At 69.1% G+C, this 21317-nt stretch carries 16 protein-coding genes; 9 read left to right on the plus strand and 7 right to left on the minus strand.

All coding sequences use genetic code 11. The features are described 5' to 3' along the window. The first annotated feature begins 74 nt into the window (after positions 1–74). The 7 genes from OG735_RS32230 to OG735_RS32260 all read left to right on the plus strand — a co-directional run bounded on the left by OG735_RS32230 (position 75) and on the right by OG735_RS32260 (position 10222). The gene (locus OG735_RS32230; protein WP_442812527.1) at positions 75–992 is read left to right on the plus strand and encodes a carbohydrate ABC transporter permease; all 918 of its coding nucleotides are present in this window, start codon (positions 75–77) and stop codon (positions 990–992) included. Between the two features lie 801 nt (positions 993–1793). Then, on the plus strand, positions 1794–2993 hold the full coding sequence (locus OG735_RS32235; protein WP_327326652.1) for an ROK family transcriptional regulator: 1200 nt from the start codon (positions 1794–1796) through the stop codon (positions 2991–2993). 121 nt (positions 2994–3114) lie between these two features. Continuing rightward, a complete protein-coding gene (locus OG735_RS32240) occupies positions 3115–4227 on the plus strand; it encodes a substrate-binding domain-containing protein (RefSeq protein WP_327326653.1) in 1113 nt (370 codons plus the stop codon). Positions 4228–4407: 180 nt separating this feature from the next. Next, positions 4408–5196, plus strand: a complete 789-nt coding sequence (locus OG735_RS32245) for an ATP-binding cassette domain-containing protein (RefSeq protein WP_327326654.1) — start codon at positions 4408–4410, stop codon at positions 5194–5196. Continuing rightward, on the plus strand, positions 5193–6482 hold the full coding sequence (locus OG735_RS32250) for a sugar ABC transporter permease (RefSeq protein WP_327326655.1): 1290 nt from the start codon (positions 5193–5195) through the stop codon (positions 6480–6482). Before OG735_RS32245 ends, OG735_RS32250 begins: the two co-directional genes overlap by 4 nt. Before the next feature lie 165 nt (positions 6483–6647). Next, a complete protein-coding gene (gene dxs, locus OG735_RS32255; RefSeq protein ID WP_327326656.1) occupies positions 6648–8561 on the plus strand; it encodes a 1-deoxy-D-xylulose-5-phosphate synthase in 1914 nt (637 codons plus the stop codon). Positions 8562–8704: 143 nt separating this feature from the next. Next, on the plus strand, positions 8705–10222 hold the full coding sequence (locus OG735_RS32260) for an amino acid permease (protein WP_327326657.1): 1518 nt from the start codon (positions 8705–8707) through the stop codon (positions 10220–10222). Between the two features lie 104 nt (positions 10223–10326). Here OG735_RS32260 and OG735_RS32265 read toward each other — a convergent pair whose 3' ends face one another. The 6 genes from OG735_RS32265 to OG735_RS32290 all read right to left on the minus strand — a co-directional run bounded on the left by OG735_RS32265 (position 10327) and on the right by OG735_RS32290 (position 17515). Beyond that, a complete protein-coding gene (locus OG735_RS32265) occupies positions 10327–10713 on the minus strand; it encodes an NTP pyrophosphohydrolase (protein WP_327326658.1) in 387 nt (128 codons plus the stop codon). Between the two features lie 86 nt (positions 10714–10799). Next, a complete protein-coding gene (locus OG735_RS32270; protein ID WP_327326659.1) occupies positions 10800–12926 on the minus strand; it encodes a 3-hydroxyacyl-CoA dehydrogenase NAD-binding domain-containing protein in 2127 nt (708 codons plus the stop codon). After that, a complete protein-coding gene (locus tag OG735_RS32275) occupies positions 12923–14143 on the minus strand; it encodes a thiolase family protein (RefSeq protein WP_327326660.1) in 1221 nt (406 codons plus the stop codon). The genes OG735_RS32270 and OG735_RS32275 overlap by 4 nt, the downstream gene beginning before the upstream one ends. 368 nt (positions 14144–14511) lie before the next feature. Beyond that, the gene (locus tag OG735_RS32280) at positions 14512–15786 is read right to left on the minus strand and encodes a ribonuclease D (RefSeq protein WP_327326661.1); all 1275 of its coding nucleotides are present in this window, start codon (positions 15784–15786) and stop codon (positions 14512–14514) included. Positions 15787–15863: 77 nt separating this feature from the next. Continuing rightward, positions 15864–16526, minus strand: a complete 663-nt coding sequence (locus OG735_RS32285; protein WP_005310513.1) for a helix-turn-helix transcriptional regulator — start codon at positions 16524–16526, stop codon at positions 15864–15866. Positions 16527–16843: 317 nt separating this feature from the next. Then, positions 16844–17515 (minus strand): DUF3000 domain-containing protein, encoded by a 672-nt coding sequence (locus tag OG735_RS32290; protein WP_327326662.1) that lies wholly within the window; start codon positions 17513–17515, stop codon positions 16844–16846. A gap of 92 nt (positions 17516–17607) precedes the next feature. Between OG735_RS32290 and hemE the strand changes: the two genes are divergently transcribed. Continuing rightward, the gene (gene hemE, locus OG735_RS32295; protein ID WP_327326663.1) at positions 17608–18672 is read left to right on the plus strand and encodes a uroporphyrinogen decarboxylase; all 1065 of its coding nucleotides are present in this window, start codon (positions 17608–17610) and stop codon (positions 18670–18672) included. 19 nt (positions 18673–18691) lie between these two features. Beyond that, entirely contained in the window at positions 18692–19849 is a 1158-nt protein-coding gene (locus OG735_RS32300; protein WP_327326664.1) for an acyltransferase family protein, read from the plus strand. A 68-nt stretch (positions 19850–19917) separates the two neighbouring features. On the opposite strand, the gene OG735_RS32305 is transcribed toward OG735_RS32300, so the two are convergent. Beyond that, entirely contained in the window at positions 19918–21297 is a 1380-nt protein-coding gene (locus OG735_RS32305; protein ID WP_327326665.1) for an FAD-dependent oxidoreductase, read from the minus strand. Positions 21298–21317 lie beyond the last annotated feature (20 nt).

Consider the following 21317-nt stretch of genomic DNA (forward strand, 5'->3'; position numbering starts at 1 on the left):
GGACACCCCCCGGACCCCCGGCAGAAAAGCAGCTCGGTCGCGGTGGCCGGCATGACAGCACGAGGTGAATCCCGGTGAAAACCACTGACGCCCCGCCCGCCGGCGCCTCCCAGGAGCGCCCGTCGGTGGCGAAGACGAACGCTGCGCCCGCCAAGGTGAAGAGCAGTGAGGGCGGTGTCCTCAATCTCTTCTCACACGGCGTGCTCGTCATCTGGGCGATCATGGTCATCCTGCCGCTGCTCTGGTCGGTGATGACCTCCTTCAAGAGCGACAAGGCGATCTTCACTTCGCCGTGGTCACTGCCCGACTCGCTGCACTTCGAGAACTGGTCGCGGGCCTGGAGCCAGGCGCACATGAGCGACTACTTCCTCAACACCGTTCTGGTGGTGGGCGGTTCGCTGGTCGGCACCTTGCTGTTCGGCTCGATGGCCGCGTATGTCCTCGCGCGCTTCGACTTCCCGGGAAACCGCTTCATCTACTTCCTCTTCATCGGAGGAATGAGCTTCCCGATCATGCTGGCGCTGGTGCCGCTCTTCTTTGTACTGAACAACATCGCACTGCTGAACACGCTGCACGGCCTGATCCTGGTCTACATCGCGTATTCACTGCCGTTCACGGTGTTCTTCCTGACCGCGTTCTTCCGTACGCTGCCGACCTCGGTGGCCGAGGCGGCCATGATCGACGGAGCCTCGCACACCCGGACCTTCTTCCAGGTCATGCTGCCGATGGCCAGGCCCGGACTGATCAGCGTCGGCATCTTCAACTTCCTCGGGCAGTGGAATCAGTACATGCTTCCGACCGTGCTGAACACCGACCCGGACAAGAAGGTGCTCTCGCAGGGTCTGGTGGAGCTGGCCGTCAGCCAGGGCTACAAGGGCGACTGGTCCGGCCTCTTCGCCGGTCTGGTGATGGCGATGCTGCCGGTGCTCGCGGCGTACATCATCTTCCAGCGGCAGGTGGTGGCGGGCCTGACGGCGGGCGCGGTCAAGTAGCGGTCATGTAATGGCAGCGAAGGGCATCCGCGGTCCGCGACCGCGGAGTCCGTATGCCGCGGCCCGGTCCCGGGCGGGGATGCGTCCCCGTCTGCCGGGCCGCGGCCGCTGTGCGGGCGGAAGCGCGTCGGCGAGTGAGCCGAAGGGGCGCGCGGGTGTCGAAAGGGAGAACGCGCGGAGGCCGCGAGGAACGAGCGGTCGAGCACGATCGACCGTCGGCAGACGCTCAAGGCGCCCCGGAGGGGAACCGAGCCGCAAAGCCGGGGCGGACCGAGGACGACCGGCTCCCGGCCGGGCTTCCGGCGCACGCCGGTTTCCTGACTCCACCTTCTGTACGAGAAACATCCGGCCCGGGCTCTCGGGACGGATGTTCCGGGGCCTCGGACCGCGGAGCTCCGCCGCTGACGTCACGAGGCGATCTCGACGTGGCTGAAAGTCGCCCCTATGCGGCCGTCTGCGGGTCGGCGCCCTCGCCGTCGTGATCGTCGCCGTGATCGCGGTCGCGGTCGTGGTCGCGTTCGGGTTTGTGGCCGTGGCCGTGGTCGCGTTCGTGGCCGTGGCCGCCCGCGCCTTGCGGCTGCCGGAGGTCTACACCTGATGAATCCGCCCCCGCGCCCCTTTCCCTCCGGATTCGCTCCTGCGTGCTCATCGGTGGTTGGCACCGCTCAAGGTCTTGACGCGATAAGGCTCGGGAGTTGTGCTTAGGGTTCACAAGTTGGAGAAACGTCGGGCTCGCCGCACGGTGGTCCCGGCCGGGGGCGGTCGTCGTGCCGCCCACCGGGGGCAGGAGTGGATGAGTCGATGGAGACTCCGGGATCGCAGACATCTCTGCACCGGGCCAACCTCGAGCGGGTCGTGCGTGCCGTACGCATGGCGGGCTCGCTCACGCAGGCGGAGATCGCGAGAGGCACAGGCCTCTCCGCGGCGACGGTCTCCAATATCGTTCGCGAACTGAAAGACGGCGGGACCGTCGAGGTCACACCCACCTCCGCGGGCGGCCGCCGGGCCCGCAGCGTCTCGCTCAGCGGCGACGCGGGCATCGTCATCGGCGTCGACTTCGGGCACACCCATCTGCGGGTCGCCGTCGGCAACCTCGCCCACCAGGTGCTCGCCGAGGAGTCCGAGCCGCTCGACGTGGACGCCTCGTCCGCAGAGGGCTTCGGCCGGGCGGAACAGCTGGTCAACCGGCTGATCGCGGCGACCGGGATCGGCCCGGACAAGGTGATCGGCGTCGGGCTCGGCGTACCCGGGCCGATCGATGTGGAGTCCGGCACCCTCGGCTCCACCTCGATCCTGCCGGGCTGGACCGGCATCAATCCGAGCGAGGAGCTCTCGGGGCGGCTCGGCGTGCCCGTCTACGTCGACAACGACGCGAATCTCGGAGCGCTCGGCGAGCTGGTCTGGGGCAGCGGCCGCGGGGTCCGGGATCTCGCGTACATCAAGGTCGCCAGCGGTGTCGGCGCCGGTCTGGTGATAGACGGCCAGATCTACCGCGGCCCGGGCGGCACGGCCGGCGAGATCGGCCACATCACGCTGGACGAGTCCGGCCCGGTCTGCCGCTGCGGCAACCGCGGCTGCCTGGAGACCTTCGCCGCCGCCCGGTACGTCCTGCCGCTGCTCCAGTCCAGCCACGGGGCCGATCTGACCATGGAGCGCGTGGTCCAGCTGGCCCGCGAGGGCGACCCCGGCTGCCGCCGGGTCATCGCGGACGTCGGCCGTCACATCGGCAGCGGTGTGGCGAACCTCTGCAACCTGCTCAACCCCAGCCGCGTTGTGCTGGGCGGAAATCTTGCCGAAGCGGGAGAATTGGTTCTCGGACCGATTCGAGAGTCGGTCTCCCGGTACGCGATTCCCAGCGCGGCACGCCAGTTGTCCGTCCTTCCGGGGGCGCTCGGAGGCCGGGCGGAAGTGCTGGGCGCACTGGCCCTCGTGCTCAGCGAAATGGGCGATTCGACCCTTCTGGACAGCTCGCTCCCCGTCGGGGCACCTGCCTTCACTTAGATAATGAATGGCACCGTTGTCATCTCGTTAAGGATTTACTCCTTGACGTCGGCCTAACGGCCGAGTTGACTTCCAGCCACCTCGGCCGCAGCGACGCGGCCTCGTCAGGGAGGTTCCGAAGATGAACATGCGTATGCGTCGTGCCGCCGTAGCCGTAGCCGCGACCACGATGGCCGTGTCCCTCGCCGCTTGTGGCAGCGCCAAGGAGTCGGGCGACAAGACCAAGGAGAGCGGCGCCGCCAAGGGCGACGCGATCACGATCGGTCTGCTCCTGCCGGAGAACCAGACCGCGCGCTACGAGAAGTTCGACAAGCCGCTCATCGAGAAGAAGATCAGCGAGCTGACCAACGGCAAGGCAAAGGTCGTCTACGCGAACGCCAAGCAGGACGCGACGCTGCAGAACCAGCAGGTCGACACGATGATCACCAACAAGGTCGACGCGCTGATCGTCGACTCGGTGGACTCCAAGGCCATAGCCGGCTCGGTCAAGAAGGCCAAGGACGAGGGCATCCCGGTCGTCGCCTTCGACCGTCTCGCCGAGGGTCCGATCGACGGCTACACCTCGTTCGACAACGAGCAGGTCGGCCACGTGCAGGGCAAGGCGCTCCTCGAGGCTCTTGGCGCCAAGGCCAAGGACGGCCAGATCGTGATGATGAACGGCGCGATCACCGACCCGAACGCCAAGCTGTTCAAGAAGGGCGCCAAGGCCGAGCTCAACGGCAAGGTGAACGTCGGCCGCGAGTACGACACCAAGGAGTGGAAGCCGGAGAACGCCAACGCCAACATGGAGGCGGCGATCACGGCTCTCGGCAAGGACAAGATCATCGGTGTCTACTCGGCCAACGACGGCATGGCGGGCGGCATCATCACAGCTCTGAAGGCCGCCGGCCTCTCCAAGCTCCCCCCGGTCACCGGCCAGGACGCCGAGCTCGCGGGCGTGCAGCGCATCGTCGCGGGTGAGCAGTTCATGAGCGTCTACAAGCCGTACGCGCCCGAGGCTGCCGCCGCCGCCGAGATGGCCGTCGCGCTCGCCAAGGGCGAGAAGCTCGACTCCATCGCCAAGTCCAAGACGGACAGCCCGACCACCAAGGGCATCCCGGCGGTGCTCGTCCCGGTCGTCTCGCTGACCAAGGACAACATCAAGGACACCGTCGTGAAGGACGGCGTCTACACCGTCGCCGAGATCTGCACCCCGAAGTACAAGGCCGCCTGCGACGCACTCGGCCTGAACTAAGTCCCCAAGCGTTACGGGACTTACGCACCCACGAAGCCTGTCCGGTGTCCCGCCCCACTCCAGCCCCCGCTATCGGGGCGGGGCACCGGGCAGAAACGCTTCTTCCCTCTGTTCGCTTCTGCTCAACCTCCGCGCCTGTTTCCCCGGCGCGGCATCCCCGCCGGTCAGGCGGCGAAGGAGATGGTTCACGTGTCCGCTACGCCCGTGTTGGCGTTGCGCGGGGTCTCCAAGCGATTCGGTGCCGTTCAGGCGCTCACCGACGTAGAGCTTGAGGTCCACGCCGGTGAAGTGGTCGCCCTGGTGGGCGACAACGGCGCCGGAAAGTCCACGCTGGTCAAGACGATCGCCGGCGTGCATCCCATCGATGAGGGCGTCATCGAGTGGGACGGCAGCACCGTTCAGATCAACAAGCCGCACGACGCGCAGAACCTCGGCATCGCGACCGTCTACCAGGACCTCGCGCTCTGCGACAACATCGACGTCGTCGGCAACCTCTACCTCGGCCGCGAGCTCCGCAAGCGGGGCATTCTCAACGAGGTCGAGATGGAGCGCCGCGCCCGCGAGCTCCTCAACACGCTGTCGATCCGCATCCCCAGCGTGCGTATCCCGATCGCCTCGCTCTCCGGAGGCCAGCGGCAGACGGTGGCCATCGCCCGCTCGATGCTCGGTGAGCCGAAGCTCGTCATCCTCGACGAGCCGACCGCCGCCCTCGGCGTCGAGCAGACCGCGCAGGTCCTCGACCTCGTCGAGCGGCTCCGCGAGCGAGGTCACGCGGTGATCCTCATCAGCCACAACATGGCCGATGTGAAGGCCGTCGCCGACAAGGTGGCAGTGCTGCGCCTCGGCCGTAACAACGGCGTCTTCGAGGTCAAGACCACCTCCCAGGAAGAGATCATCTCCGCCATCACCGGCGCCACGGACAACGCCGTGACCCGTCGTGCGGCGCGCACCACGGAGGTTCAGAAGTGAACACCGAAAAGACCTCCACCCCCACCGACGCGCCGGTCGTGAACCCGGAGGCCGCCCACGACGCGGTCACCGCGGTCGACCCCCGGCTACTGGTCCGCGAGCAGGGCTTCGCCGGCTACATCTCGGAGTTCAAGCGCAAGCTCCACTCCGGCGACCTCGGGTCCATCCCCGTCGTCATCGGCCTGATCGTCATCTGCGCGGTCTTCCAGAGCATGAACTCGAACTTCCTCTCCGCGAAGAACCTCAGCGACATCTCCGTCGCGATGGTCGCCACCGGCATGATGGCCGTCGGCATCATCTTCGTACTGCTGCTCGGTGAGATCGACCTGTCGGTCGGTTCGGTCAGCGGTGTGTCCGGAGCCATCGTCGCCGTCATGAGCGTCACGCACGGGATGAACGAGTGGCTGTCCGTCCTTGTCGCGATCGCCAGCGGCGCGGCCATCGGCGCGCTTCACGGCTTCTTCTTCGCCCGGCTCGGCGCACCGGCGTTCGCCGTCACACTGGCCGGTCTCCTCTTCTGGCTGGGCTTCATGCTCCAGCTTCTCGGCGACCAGGGCACCATCAACCTGGACGGCGAGGGCGTGGTCGGACAGCTGACCACGTACTTCTTCTCGGACGTCGCGGCCGCCTACGGGCTCGCCGCGGTCGCGGTGGCCGGGTTCTTCCTCTCGGCCTTCTTCGACGCCCGCCGACGTGAGGCCGCCGGCATCCCGTCCCGGCCGCTCATCGACATCGTCGTGCGTACGGCTCTGCTCGGCGTGGTGGCCTTCGCCGCCGCGTTTATGTTCAACCAGTATCGCGGCCTGCCGCTGGCGCTGGTCCTCTTCCTGGTGGTCCTGGTGCTGACGGACTTCGTGCTCCGCCGCACCTCGTACGGCCGCAAGATCTTCGCGCTCGGCGGCAGCGTCGAGGCCTCCCGGCGTGCGGGTATCAACGTCACGGCGGTGCGTATCTCGGTCTTCGCGATCGCGGGGACCTTCGCCGCCATCGGCGGACTGTTCTGGGCGTCCAAGATCGCAGCCGCCAACCAGAGCGCGGGCGCCGGTGATCTGCTGATGAACGTCATCGCGGCGGCCGTCATCGGCGGTACCAGCCTGTTCGGTGGACGCGGCAGGACCTGGAACGCGCTGCTCGGTGTCATGGTGATCGTCTCGATCCAGTACGGGCTGCAGCTCGAGGGCATCGCCACCCCGATTCAGTACATGATCACGGGTGGCGTGCTGCTGGCCACCGTGGTGATCGACTCCGTCACCCGGAAGACGCAGAAGTCCGCGGGCCGCGCCTGACCGCGGCTCCGCAGAAGTGCCCGGCACCGTTCGCGGTGCCGGGCACCTCTGTGTGTTCACCCGACTGCGTGATGTACATCGCACCGCCCGGCGACCGGCGTCGCGGACGGAACACTAGACTCGACGGACCGGCAAGCTAGACCGCACAACTGCAAGGAGGCACGGGTGGCGCTGCTGACCCGCATCACGGGACCGCGCGATCTGGATCGGCTCAGCCCGGAGCAGCTGGACCAGCTGGCTGCCGAGATCCGGACCTTCCTCGTGGACGCCGTCTCCAAGACCGGTGGGCACCTCGGTCCCAACCTCGGCGTCGTGGAGCTGACCATCGCTCTGCACCGTGTCTTCGACTCTCCGAAGGACAAGGTTCTCTTCGACACCGGCCACCAGAGCTATGTGCACAAGCTGCTCACAGGCCGTCAGGACTTCTCCAAGCTCAAGATGAAGGGCGGCCTTTCCGGCTACCCGGCGCGTGCCGAGTCCGAGCACGACATCATCGAGAACTCCCACGCCTCGACCGTGCTCGGCTGGGCCGACGGCCTCGCCAAGGCCAACGAGGTACTGAAGAAGGACGACCACGTCGTCGCCGTCATCGGCGACGGAGCGCTCACCGGCGGTATGGCCTGGGAAGCGTTGAACAACATCGCGGCCGCCAAGGACCGCCCGCTGGTGATCGTCGTCAACGACAACGAGCGCTCGTACGCCCCCACCATCGGCGGCCTCGCCAACCATCTCGCCACGCTCCGTACGACCGACGGCTACGAGCGCTTCCTGGCCCGCGGCAAGGACATCCTGGAGCGCACCCCCGTCGTCGGGAAGCCGCTCTACGAGACCCTGCACGGCGCCAAGAAGGGCCTCAAGGACTTCATTGCCCCGCAGGGCATGTTCGAGGACCTCGGCCTCAAGTATGTCGGCCCCATCGACGGCCACGACATCGAAGCCCTGGAGTCCGCGCTCGCCCGCGCCAAGCGCTTCGGCGGCCCCGTCATCGTCCACTGCCTCACCGAGAAGGGCCGCGGCTACCAGCCGGCCCTCCAGGACGAGGCGGACCGCTTCCACGCCGTCGGCAAGATCCACCCCGACACCGGACTGCCGATCGCCTCCTCCGGCGTCGACTGGACCTCGGTCTTCGGCGAGGAAATGGTCAAGCTCGGCAAGGAGCGCGCGGACATCGTCGCGATCACGGCGGCGATGCTGCAGCCGGTCGGTCTCGACAAGTTCGCCAAGGCCTTCCCCGACCGGGTCTACGACGTCGGCATCGCCGAGCAGCACGGCGCGGTCTCCGCGGCCGGCCTCGCGACCGGCGGACTGCACCCCGTCTTCGCCGTGTACGCCACCTTCCTCAACCGCGCCTTCGACCAGGTGCTGATGGACGTGGCCCTGCACAAGTGCGGCGTGACGTTCGTACTCGACCGTGCGGGTGTCACCGGCACCGACGGCGCCTCGCACAACGGCATGTGGGACATGTCGATCCTGCAGTGCGTGCCCACCCTGCGGATCGCGGCTCCGCGCGACGCCGACCAGGTCCGCGCCCAGCTGCGCGAGGCCGTCCAGGTCGACGACGCGCCGACCGTGGTGCGCTTCTCCAAGGGCGCGGTCGGCCCGGCAGTGAAGGCCGTCGGCAAGGTCGGCGGCATGGACGTGCTGCGCCACGCCGACGCGGACCGGCCCGATGTCCTCCTTGTCTCCGTCGGCGCGCTCGCGCCGATGTGCCTGGAGATCGCCGGCCTGCTGGACGCGCAGGGCATCTCGACGACCGTTGTCGACCCGCGCTGGGTCAAGCCGGTAGACGAGGCGCTCGCGCCGCTCGCCGAACAGCACCGCGTCGTCGTCACCGTCGAGGACAACAGCCGGGCCGGCGGCGTCGGTTCAGCGATCGCCCAGGCGCTGCGCGACGCGGGAGTCGACGTACCGCTGCGCGACTTCGGCATCCCGCCGCGCTTCCTCGACCACGCCTCCCGCAAGGAGGTCATGGCGGAGATCGGCCTGACCGCGCCGGACATCGCCCGCCAGGTCACCGGTCTTGTCTCCAGGCTGGACGGCCGGTTCGAAACCGAAGCGGTCGAGCCCGCCCGCGACTGACCCGTAGCGCCGAAGGGCCGGTTGGTTCACCCTGTATGGGTGGTCCGACCGGCCCATTCGCGTGAAATCCACCCGTACGGAGCCCTCTCGGACCGCCGTTGTCCCAATCATGGCGATCACGACGAGTGCGTGGAGGTACGCCGGTGAGTACGCAGCAGGACACGGGACCAAGCGGAGACGGCCTGTTCCGGACCAAGACGGTCGAACAGTCGATCCGTGATACCGAAGAGCCGGAGCACGCGCTCAAGAAATCCCTCTCCGCGCTGGACCTGACGGTCTTCGGGGTCGGGGTCATCATCGGCACCGGCATCTTCGTGCTCACGGGCAAGGTGGCCAAGGAGACGGCGGGACCCGCGACGGCCCTCGCCTTCGTGGCCGCGGGCATCGTCTGCGCCCTCGCCGCGCTCTGCTACGCCGAGTTCGCATCCACCGTCCCGGTGGCAGGATCGGCCTACACCTTCTCGTACGCCTCGCTCGGCGAGCTGGTCGCCTGGACCATCGGCTGGGACCTGGTCCTGGAATTCGCCCTCGGTACCGCCGTGGTCGCGGTCGGCTGGTCGGGCTATGTCCGCTCGCTGATGGACAACGTCGGCTGGCACATGCCCGCCGCGCTCTCCGGGCCCGATGTGGCGGAAGGGTTCGGCTTCGATCTCCTGGCCTTCCTGCTGGTGCTGCTTCTCACGGTCATCCTGGTGCTCGGAATGAAGCTGTCCGCGCGGGTCACGGCGGTCGTGGTCGCCATCAAACTGACCGTGGTCATGATCGTGATCATCGCGGGCGCCTTCTTCATCAAGGCCGACAACTACTCCCCCTTCATTCCCCCGGCCCAGCCACAGGCCGCCGGAGCGGGCTGGGACGCCCCGCTGGTCCAGCTGATGTTCGGCTACCAGCCCACCAACTTCGGCGTCATGGGCATCTTCACCGCCGCATCCGTCGTCTTCTTCGCCTTCATCGGCTTCGACGTGGTGGCCACCGCCGCCGAGGAGACCAAGCTCCCGCAGCGGGACATGCCGCGAGGCATCCTCGGTTCGCTCCTGATCTGCACCGTGCTCTATGTCGCCGTGTCGCTGGTGGTCACCGGCATGCAGCACTACACGGAAATGTCGGTGAGCGCTCCGCTCGCCGACGCCTTCAAGGCCGTCGGGCACCCTGTCTACGCCGGAATCATCAGCTTCGGCGCCGCGGTCGGCCTGGTCACGGTGTGCATGATTCTGCTGCTCGGTCAGACCCGGGTGTTCTTCGCGATGAGTCGCGACGGGCTGCTGCCGCGGTTCTTCTCCGTCACGCACCCGCGCTTTCGCACGCCCTACCGGCCGACCATCCTGCTCGGCGTGATCATCGCGATCATCGCGGGCTTCACCAGCATCAACGAGCTCGCGACGCTGGTGAACATCGGCACGCTCTTCGCGTTCGTCGTCGTCGCCCTCGGCGTGATCGTTCTGCGCCGCACCCGGCCCGAACTGCACCGCGCCTTCCGCACCCCCTGGGTGCCTTTCCTTCCGATCGTCTCGGTGGCCGCCTCGGTCTGGCTGATGCTCAATCTGCCGGCCGAGACCTGGCTGCGGTTCGCCGCCTGGATGGTCGTGGGCTTCCTGGTGTACTTCCTGTACGGCCGCAGCCACAGCCGTCTCGGCCGCCTCGGTCCCGAATCCGAGTACTGAGCGCTCCCTTGCACGGCTGGATTCTCCCCGGCCCCGTACGTCCTGCTCCAGCAGTGGCTGCGGGGCCGGACATTGTGCTTTCCCGGGTTTGACGGAGCGTTGCGCTATCCGCGCCTGCCCGGCGGCAGCACGGTCCGTGGGCCCACGCACTCCGCGCCGTACGCCTGAACCCGCCGACACAGCTCCCGGTCGGCCGTGACGACGACACACGCCCGGTCCGCCTCCCGCTCCGCCACAAGCTCCACGATCCGGTCGTCGCCGCTGCCGGGTGCCGACTCCACCCGCACACCGGGCACGGACTCCACTCCCTTGGCGGCGCCCTCCACGACGAGCACCATCTCGACGGGACCGGGCCACCCGGGAATCCCGTCAGCGGCAAGGCCGACGAGCCGGTCCCTGAGCCGCTCGGCCGCCCCGCGCCGGTCCCGCCACCAGCCGTCGGGCACCGAGCCGACCACATTCGCCCCGTCGACGATCACCAGAGTCCGCATATCAGCAGGATGACAGGCCCTGGGACAGACAGCAGCCCCGGCACCGAACGACGGTGCCGGGGCTGCTGCTTGCTCGGGATCAGACGTTACGCCGGGACGCTCGCCACGCCCTGCGCCAGGAAGGTCTTGCCGTTCACGCGCTCGGAAACACCCTCGCGGTCCAGGTACGGCGTGATGCCGCCCAGGTGGAAGGGCCAGCCGGCGCCCGTGATCAGGCAGAGGTCGATGTCCTGGGCCTCGGCCACGACACCCTCCTCCAGCATCAGACCGATCTCCTGCGCCACCGCGTTCAGTACGCGCTCGCGGGTCTGCTCCTCGGTGAGGACGACATCGCCCTGCTTGAGGAGTGCCGCGACCTCCGGGTCCAGCTCCGGCTTGCCGGAGTCGTAGACGTAGAAGCCGCGCTTGCCCGCCTTGACGACCGCGGCCAGGTTCTCGGAGACCGTGAAGCGCTCCGGGAAGGCGCGGTTGAGGGTCTCGGAGACATGCAGACCGATCGCGGGGCCCACCAGCTCGAGCAGGACCAGCGGCGACATCGGCAGACCCAGCGGCTCGATGGCCTTCTCGGCCACCTCGACCGGGGTGCCCTCGTCGATGACGTTCTGGATCTCGCCCATGAAGCGGGTCAGGATGCGGTTCACGACGAACGCCGGGGCGTCCTTGGTGAGAACCGCGGTCTTCTTCAGCTTCTTCGCGACACCGAAGGCGGTGGCGAGGGCCGCGTCGTCCGTCTTCTCGCCGCGGACGATCTCCAGCAGCGGGAGGATCGCGACCGGGTTGAAGAAGTGGAAGCCGACCACGCGCTCCGGGTGCTGGAGCTTGGACGCCATCTCGGTGACCGACAGCGAGGAGGTGTTGGTGGCGAGGATCGCGTGCGCCGGGGCGACCGCCTCGACCTCCGCGAACACCTGCTGCTTGACGCCGATCTCCTCGAAGACGGCCTCGATGATGAAGTCGGCGTCGGAGAAGCCCTCGGCCTTGTCCAGCACACCGCTGACCAGGCCCTTGAGGCGGTTGGCCTTGTCCTGGTTGATTCGGCCCTTGCCGAGCAGCTTCTCGATCTCGGCGTGGACGTAGCCCACACCCTTGTCGACGCGCTCCTGGTCGATGTCGGTCAGCACGACCGGCACCTCGAGGCGGCGCAGGAAGAGCAGGGCCAGCTGCGAGGCCATCAGACCGGCGCCCACGACGCCGACCTTGGTGACCGGGCGAGCCAGGGACTTGTCCGGGGCGCCGGCAGGGCGCTTGCCGCGCTTCTGCACCAGGTTGAAGGCGTAGATGCCGGAGCGCAGCTCGCCACCCATGATCAGGTCCGCGAGCGCGGTGTCCTCGGCGTCGAAGCCGGCCTGCAGGTCACCGTCCTTGGCGGCGGCGATGATGTCCAGCGCGCGGTACGCAGCCGGGGCGGCGCCGTGCACCTTGGAGTCGGCGACGAAGCGGCCGCGCGCCACGGCGTCGTCCCAGGCCTGACCGCGGTCGACCTCGGGCCGCGCGACAACGATCTCGCCCTTGAGTACGGACGCCGTCCAGATCAGCGACTGCTCGAGGAAGTCGGCGCCCTCGAAGATCGCGTCGGCGATACCGAGCTCGAAGACCTGCTTGCCCTTGAGCTGCTTGTTCTGGTTGAGCGAGTTCTCGATGATGACCGAGACGGCCTTGTCCGCGCCGATCAGGTTCGGCAGCACTGCGCAGCCGCCCCAGCCCGGGACGAGACCGAGGAAGACCTCGGGCAGCGAGAAGGCGGGGATCGCCTGGGAGACGGTGCGGTACGAGCAGTGCAGACCGACCTCGACACCGCCGCCCATCGCCGCGCCGTTGTAGTACGCGAAGGTGGGGACGGCCAGCGCCGAGAGGCGCTTGAAGACGTCGTGGCCACCCTTGCCGATGGCGAGCGCGTCGGAGTGCTGCTTGAGCAGCTCGACGCCCTTGAGGTCGGCGCCGACCGCGAAGATGAACGGCTTGCCGGTGATGCCGACGCCGACGATCGTGCCCTCGGCCGCCTCCTTCTCGACCTGGTCGATGGCGGCGTTCAGGTTCGCCAGCGACTGGGGGCCGAAGGTGGTCGGCTTGGTGTGGTCCAGGCCGTTGTCCAGCGTGATGAGGGCGAACGTGCCCGCGCCGGACGGGAGGTCGAGGTGGCGTACGTGCGCCTGCGTGACGACCTCGTCGGGGAAGAGCTCGGCGGCGCCCTTCAGGAGTTCGGTGGTGCTCACTTGGTGCCTCCGTCGAAGTGCGGGTTCTCCCAGATGACCGTCGCGCCCATGCCGAAGCCGACGCACATGGTGGTCAGGCCGTAGCGGACGTGCGGCTGCTCCTCGAACTGGCGGGCCAGCTGCGTCATCAGGCGGACACCGGAGGAAGCCAGCGGGTGGCCGTACGCGATGGCGCCGCCGTACTGGTTGACGCGCGCGTCGTCGTCCGCGATGCCGTAGTGCTCGAGGAAGGCCAGCACCTGGACGGCGAAGGCCTCGTTGATCTCGAACAGGCCGATGTCGTCGATGGACAGACCCGCCTTGGCGAGGGCCTTCTCGGTCGACGGGATCGGACCGTAGCCCATGACCTCGGGCTCGACACCGGCGTACGCGAACGACACGAGCCGCATCTTGACCGGCAGGCCCAGCTCGCGCGCGACGTCCTCGGAGGCGAGGAGGGAGGCGGTGGCGCCGTCGTTGAGACCGGCGGCGTTACCGGCGGTGACCCGGCCGTGCGCGCGGAAGGGGGTCTTCAGGCCCGCGAGCGACTCCAGGGTCGTGCCCGGACGCATCGGCTCGTCGGCCGTGGCCAGGCCCCAACCGGTCTCGCCCGCTTCCGCGTTGGTGCGACGTACGGAGACCGGCACCAGGTCCTGCTGGATCTTGCCGTTGGCGTACGCCTTCGCGGCCTTCTCCTGCGAGCGCACGGCGTACTCGTCGGTGCGCTGCTTGGTGATGGTCGGGTAGCGGTCGTGCAGGTTCTCGGCGGTCATACCCATGAAGAGGGCGGACTCGTCGACGAGCTTCTCGCTCACGAACCGCGGGTTCGGGTCGACGCCCTCGCCCATGGGGTGACGGCCCATGTGCTCGACACCGCCGGCGATCACGACGTCGTACGCGCCGAAGGCGATGGAGCCGGCGGTCGTCGTCACGGCAGTCATCGCGCCTGCGCACATGCGGTCGATGGAGTAGCCGGGGACGGACTGCGGCAGACCCGCGAGGATGCCGGCGGTGCGGCCAAGGGTGAGGCCCTGGTCACCGATCTGCGTGGTCGCGGCGATCGCGACTTCGTCGATCTTGGCGGGGTCGAGGTCCGGGTTGCGGCGCAGCAGCTCCCGGATCGCCTTCACGACGAGATCATCGGCCCGGGTCTCGTGGTAAATGCCCTTCGGGCCCGCCTTGCCGAACGGGGTGCGGACGCCGTCGACGAAGACGACGTCCCTGACGGTACGAGGCACGATGGCTCTCCTCCAGGGTGCGGGGTGGCACTGCTGCGGGCACGCGCCTAAGCGCGCGCTTCCTCCGCTCATGCTACTTGCGGGTAACCACCCTGCCCACCCCCTGCGCCGGGAGCGGCGAACGTCACACGAGGTTCGGGGCGGGGTGCGCCTGCGGAGGGCTGTTCCCCACCCCGCCCCTTCCCGAGCCGGGGCTCCGCCCCAGACCCCGCGCCTCAGTCGCCGGCGGGGCTGATTGTGTGGCTGGGCCGCATGTTCAGCCCGTCCGGCGCTTGAGGACATGCGACCGAAGGTCGCATACGGGGTCTGGGGGCTTGCCCCCAGTTCGGGAAGGGGCGGGGTGGGGAAGAACAAGCCCGCCGCAGGCGTCAGGCCGAGGCCGTCAGCGCGCGCGTGAGGAGCGGCGCCACCTGCTCGATCTGCCAGCGGCGCGCGCCGTACGAGGCCAGGGCCTCTGCCACGGCGTCCTCGCCGATTTCCGCCGGCGGCTCCCAGCAGACCCGCCGCACCGTGTCCGGCGTGATCAGGTTCTCCTGCGGCAGGTTGAGCTCCTCCGCGAGTGCGGAGACCGCGGCGCGTGCCGCGGAGAGCCGGGCCGCGGCCGCCGGGTCCTTGTCCGCCCAGGAACGGGGCGGCGGCGGACCGTTCAGCGGCTGGCCGGGCTGCGGCAGCTCGGCGTCGGGGAGCACCTTGGCCCGGTCCACGGCCGCCTGCCACTGCTCCAGCTGACGCCGTCCCATTCGGTGGCCGAAGCCGGGCAGTGCGGTCAGCGTCTGGAGGTTCGCCGGCACCGCGAGCGCCGCCTCGACGATCGCGGAGTCGCTCAGCACCTTGCCCGGCGACACATCGCGTCGCTGGGCGACCTTGTCGCGGGCCGTCCACAGCTCCCGTACGACGGCCATCTGACGGCGGCGGCGCACCTTGTGCATCCCGGACGTACGACGCCAGGGGTCCTTGCGCGGCGGGGCCGGCGGTGCCGCGGCGATCGCGTCGAACTCCTGGCGGGCCCACTCCAGCTTGCCCTGCCGGTCCAGCTCCTTCTCCAGCGCGTCGCGCAGATCCACCAGCAGCTCCACATCGAGCGCGGCGTAGCGCAGCCAGGGCTCGGGCAGCGGGCGGGTTGACCAGTCGACGGCCGAGTGGCCCTTCTCCAGGGCGTAGCCGAGTACGGACTCGACCATCGCGCCGAGCCCGACCCGCGGGAAGCCCGCAAGCCGCCCGGCCAGCTCGGTGTCGAAGAGCCGGGTCGGGATCATGCCTATTTCGCGCAGGCACGGGAGGTCCTGGGTTGCCGCGTGCAGGATCCACTCAGCACCGGCGAGCACCTCGTCGAGCCCCGAGAGGTCGGGACAGCCCACGGGGTCGATCAGCGCGGTGCCCGCGCCCTCCCGCCGCAGCTGTACGAGATAGGCCCGCTGGCCGTACCGGTAGCCGGACGCGCGCTCGGCGTCGACGGCGACGGGGCCGGTACCCCTGGCGAAGGCGTCGATCACTGCGGCGAGGGCATCGTCGGTGGCCACCACCGGTGGAATGCCTTCACGGGGCTCCAGCAAGGGAATCGGCGCCGGTTCGACGTCGTCCGGGGGAGCGCCCCCGGTGGTTCGCAGTGCTGTCTCTGCTGCGGTCTCTTGGGCGTCGGTCACGTGTCAAGGGTATCCGTCAACGGACGGCGCCCGTCGACGGAACGTTCCGTCGACGGGCGTGAAGAAATGTAGAGCGGTCAGTGGATGATCCCGGTGCGCAGAGCGACGGCCACCATTCCGGCTCGGTCGCCGGTGCCGAGCTTGCGTGCGATGCGGGCCAAGTGGCTTTTGACGGTCAGTGCGGACAGGCCCATCGAGACGCCGATCGCCTTGTTGGACTGGCCCTCGGCGACCAGGCGGAGCACCTCGACCTCGCGGCCGGAGAGCTCGCGGTAGCCGCCCGGGTGGCTCGGGGCACCCGGGGGGCGGCGGTGCATCCGGTTGGCCGCGGCGCCGATGGGGGCGGCCCCGGGGCGGGTCGGGTGCCCGATGTTCGTACGCGTACCGGTGACGACATAGCCCTTGACGCCGCCCGCGAGGGCGTTTCGCACGGCGCCGATGTCGTCGGCGGCGGAGAGGGCCAGGCCGTTGGGCCAGCCCGCGGCTCGGGTCTCGGACAGCAGGGTCAGCCCGGAACCGTCGGGCAGGTGGACGTCGGCCACGCAGATGTCGCGCGGGTTGCCGACGCGGGGGCGGGCCTCCGCGATGGACGACGCCTCGATCACGTCACGCACTCCGAGGGCCCACAGGTGGCGGGTGACGGTGGAGCGGACGCGCGGGTCGGCCACGACGACCATGGCCGTCGGTTTGTTCGGGCGGTAGGCGACCAGGCTTGCGGGCTGCTCGAGAAGAACGGACACCAGGCCTCCTGGGAAGGTGCGGGACGGAGCCGGCTCGGGGAGGAAGCCGGGGCGAACCGTGCTTGAAGGGTCACGAACCTCTTCGGCACCAAACCCGCCCGCCTTTAGAGAATGATCACGATTTGGTGAGTAACAATTGGGGCAATTCGGACGCGTGATCGATCATCCTACGAGCGAGCCCGTCCCGGATCACGAAGCACGCACGCATCACGAGCATCCCGGGCATCGAGTTGCGACTGCCGAACTGTGACTGCCGAGCTGTGACCACCGGGCTCAGTTCCCGGGCACAGTCTCCCGGGCCGCGACCCGGGTACGGACTACGGCTGCTGCGGACCGCGCCGCTGTGGCAACGACACCACGCCCGTCGCCGAGTCCGCCGTACCGGCCGACGACGGCGGCAGCCCGGCGACCTGACAGAGCAGATCGCACCAGGCCGCGAAGTGTGCCGCCGAGTCCGGGACTCCGCCGACACCCTCCCGCGGCGTCCACGAGGCCCGGATCTCGATCTGCGTCACCGGCTGTCGCTCGGAGAGTCCACCGAAATAGTGAGACCCCGCGCGGGTGACGGTCCCGCTCGGCTCCCCGTACGACAGACCGCGTGCCTCCAGAGCGCCCGTCAGCCACGACCAGCAGACCTCGGGCAGCAGCGGATCGGCCGCCATCTCCGGCTCCAGTTCGGCGCGTACGAGTGTCACCAGCCGGAAGGTGCCCTGCCAGGCGTCATGGCCGGCCGGATCGTGCAGCAGGACGAGCCGTCCGTCCGCCAGGTCGTCGTCGCCGTCGACGACGGCGGCCTCCAGGGCGTACGCATGCGGGGCGAGGCGCTGCGGCGGGCGCGTCGGGTCCACCTCGATCTCGGGTCGCAGCCGCGCGGCCCGCAGCGCGTCGACCGCCTGTCGGAACACGCGCGGGACGGCATTCCCCTCCGCGCTGTCCGGATCGTCAGCGCCGTTGGAATGATCGGAAAAATGTCCCTGAGCCGCAGCCATGCGGGGAAGAGTAGGCGGAACGGGGGCTTCGCGCAGGGAGGGACACCCGGCCCGGGGCGGCCACTTCAGGTGTACGTGCGAAGATTCTGGGCGTGAGTGCCAATGACAGCCCCTCGGGCATGCCGACCAAGACGTACGACTCCGCTTTCCTGAAGGCGTGCCGGCGTGAGCCGGTGCCGCACACACCGGTCTGGTTCATGAGGCAGGCGGGGCGCTCACTGCCCGAGTACCTCAAGGTGCGCGAGGGCACTCAGATGCTCGAGTCGTGCATGCAGCCCGAGCTGGTCACCGAGATCACGCTCCAGCCGGTGCGCCGGCACAAGGTTGACGCCGCGATCTACTTCAGCGACATCGTCGTACCGCTCAAGGCCATCGGCATCGACCTCGACATCAAGCCGGGCGTCGGCCCGGTCGTCGCCGAACCGATCCGCACCCGCGCGGACCTGGCGCGGCTTCGCGACCTCACGCCGGAGGACGTCTGGTACGTCACCGAGGCGATCGGGATGCTCACCGGCGAGCTCGGCCCGACTCCGCTCATCGGTTTCGCCGGTGCGCCCTTCACCCTCGCCAGCTACCTCGTCGAGGGCGGTCCCTCGCGCAACCACGAGCACACCAAGGCGCTGATGTACGGCGACCCGCAGTTGTGGGCCGATCTGCTGGACCGCCTCGCCGAGATCACCTCCGCCTTCCTCAAGGTGCAGATCGAGGCGGGCGCGAGCGCCGTGCAGCTCTTCGACTCATGGGTGGGCGCGCTGGCCCCCGCCGACTACCGGCGCTCGGTGATGCCGGCCTCGGCCAAGGTCTTCGACGCGGTGGCCTCGTACGGCGTCCCGCGCATCCACTTCGGCGTCGGCACCGGCGAACTCCTCGGCCTGATGGGCGAGGCGGGCGCGGATGTCGTCGGCGTCGACTGGCGGGTCCCGCTGGACGAGGCGGCCCGCCGGGTCGGCCCGGGCAGGGCGCTCCAGGGCAACCTCGACCCGGCGGTCCTCTTCTCCACGCAGGAGGCGGTGGAGACGAAGACCCGCGAGGTCCTGGACGCGGCGGCGGGCCTTGAGGGGCATGTCTTCAACCTGGGCCACGGTGTGCTGCCGACGACGGACCCGGACGCGCTGACGCGCCTCGTGGAGTACGTGCACACGCAGACCGAGCGCTAGACCCGGGGGATCAGACCACGTGACACAGGACGCCCCGACGCTTGCCCTGCCCCGCCTGGGGCAGGGACCGGCGCCGACGCACATATCCATGCCCGCGCCCAGGCGCGGGCGAATAGCGGCACTGGACGGCCTGCGACTGCTCGCCGCGCTGATGGTGGTGGCCTACCACTACCTGGCGCGCGGCGAGGGCTGGTCGGCATCCGGGCAAGCCAAGTTCCCCACCGCCTTCCCCTTCGCCGCGTACGGCTGGCTGGGCGTGGAGCTCTTCTTCCTCATCAGCGGCTTCGTCATCTGTATGAGCTGCTGGGGCCGGTCGGTGGGAGACTTCTTCGTCTCCCGCGTGACCCGCCTCTACCCGGCCTATTGGTTCGCCGTACTCGCCACCACGGCGGTGCTGCTGCTCATACCCGGCGGCCAGAAGCCGCTGCCGTGGCCGGACGTCCTGACGAACCTGACCATGCTTCAGGAGCCGCTCGGGGTCCGCATGGTCGACGGCGTGTACTGGACCCTCTTCGCCGAACTCCGCTTCTATCTGCTGTTCGCGGTCGTGGCCTGGTGGGGTCTGACCTACCGGCGAGTCCTTGTCTTCTGCTGCGTGTGGGCGGTGGCGGGGATGGCCTTCAGTAAGTTCGGCGACGATGCCTTCCGGTTGATGGTCATGCCGAACCACTGCTGGTACTTCATCGCCGGAATGGCGTTCTACCTCATGTACCGGTTCCGGCCGACGCTGCTGCTCACAGGCATCGTCCTGGTGTGCTTCGGGGCGGCTGTGCCCGCCGCGCGCACCACCTGGAGCCGCACGCTCGGCTACTTCGACCACCCCATTCCCTTCTGGCCGGTCATGGCGGTCATGGCGACATGCTTCGGGGTAATGGGCCTGGTCGCGGCCGGAAAGCTGTCGTGGATGAACTGGCGATGGCTGCCCTACGCGGGCGCTGCCACGTACCCGCTTTATCTGCTGCACCAGAACATCGGCTGGGAACTCATCAGGGTGCTCGAGCCTCGCGTACCGGCGTATGCGCTCGTCGGCCTGCTGGTCGGCGGAATGCTGCTGGCAGCCTGGCTGGTGCACCGGCTGATAGAGCGACCGCTGGCCCGGCCGCTGCGGCGCCGGCTCGACAGGGCGCTCGCCGACGCGAGGGACCTCGGCGAAAGCCACCCGCCGGCCTCCCGCTGAGCCTTGCCCCGCCCGACTCCAGTCCACGCGGGCGGGCCGCTGCCTCGGGTCCCGGCTTTTCGGATTCCTCAGGTCCCGGCCTTGCGGACTGCGGACACCGCCTTGCGCGCCGCCACCAGGACCGGGTCCCAGACCGGGGAGAACGGCGGGGCGTAGCCGAGGTCCAGGGACATCATCCGTTCCACCGTCATTCCGGCGGTCAGTGCCACCGCCGCGATGTCCACGCGCTTTGCCGCGCCCTCGCCGCCGACGATCTGGACGCCGAGCAGCCGGCCCGTACGGCGTTCCGCGAGCATCTTCACCGTCATCACGGTGGCGCCGGGGTAGTAGCCGGCGCTGTTCGTCGACTCGATCGTGGTGGTGACGTACTGCAGGCCCACGGCGCGGGCGTCCTTCTCGCGCAGGCCGGTGCGCGCGATCTCCAGGTCGCAGACCTTGCTGACGGCTGTGCCGACGACGCCCGGGAACGTTCCGTAATCCCCGCCCACGTTGGAGCCAATGATCTGGCCGTGCTTGTTCGCGTGCGTGCCCAGTGCGATATGGCGTTCGCGGCCCGAGACCAGGTCGAGGACCTCGACACAGTCGCCGCCCGCCCAGATGTTCTCGTGGCCGCGCACCCGCATCGCCGGATCGGTGAGCAGACCGCCGTACACGCCGAGCGGCAGGCCGGCGGCGCGGGCGAGCATTGTCTCCGGCTCGACTCCGATGCCGAGAACCACCACATCCGCCGGGTACGAGGCGGACTCCGTGGCGACCGCCGACACCCGGCCGTCCTGGCCCGTGAGGACCTTGGTGACCGCCGCGTCCGTCACCGTCGTGATGCCCAGACCGTCCATCGCCTTGTGGACCAGGCGGCCCATGTCCGGGTCGAGCGTGGCCATCGGCTGCTCGCCGCGGTTAAGAACGGTCACCTCGTAACCGCGTTTCAGCAGCGCCTCCGCCATCTCGACGCCGATGTAGCCGGCACCCACGACGACCGCGCGCCGGCCGCTCGTAGCGGCGAGAGTGTCCAGCAGGGCCTGGCCGTCGTCGAGGGTCTGCACCCCGTGGACGCCCGGTGCGTCGATGCCCGGCAGCGCGGGGCGGGTCGGACGCGCGCCGGTCGCGATGACCAGCTTGTCGAAGCCCGTCCAGGAATCGGTGCCCGCTTCGAGGTCGCGGGTGCGCACGCGCTGTCCGGCGACGTCGATCTCCGTCACCTCCGTACGCATCCGCAGATCGATTCCGCGCTCGCGGTGCTCGGCAGGCGTACGGGCGATCAGATCGTCGCGCTCCGGCACATCACCGCCGACCCAGTAGGGGATCCCGCACGCCGAGTATGAGCTGAAGTGCCCGCGCTCGAACGCGACGATCTCCAGCTCCTGCGGGCCCTTGAGCCTGCGTGCCTGCGATGCGGCGGACATACCTGCCGCATCGCCCCCGATGACCACCAGCCGCTCCGTTGTCATGGAGAACACGCTACGGGGGA

This window comes from Streptomyces sp. NBC_01210, assembly GCF_036010325.1.
In the GTDB taxonomy this organism is placed as follows: domain Bacteria; phylum Actinomycetota; class Actinomycetes; order Streptomycetales; family Streptomycetaceae; genus Streptomyces.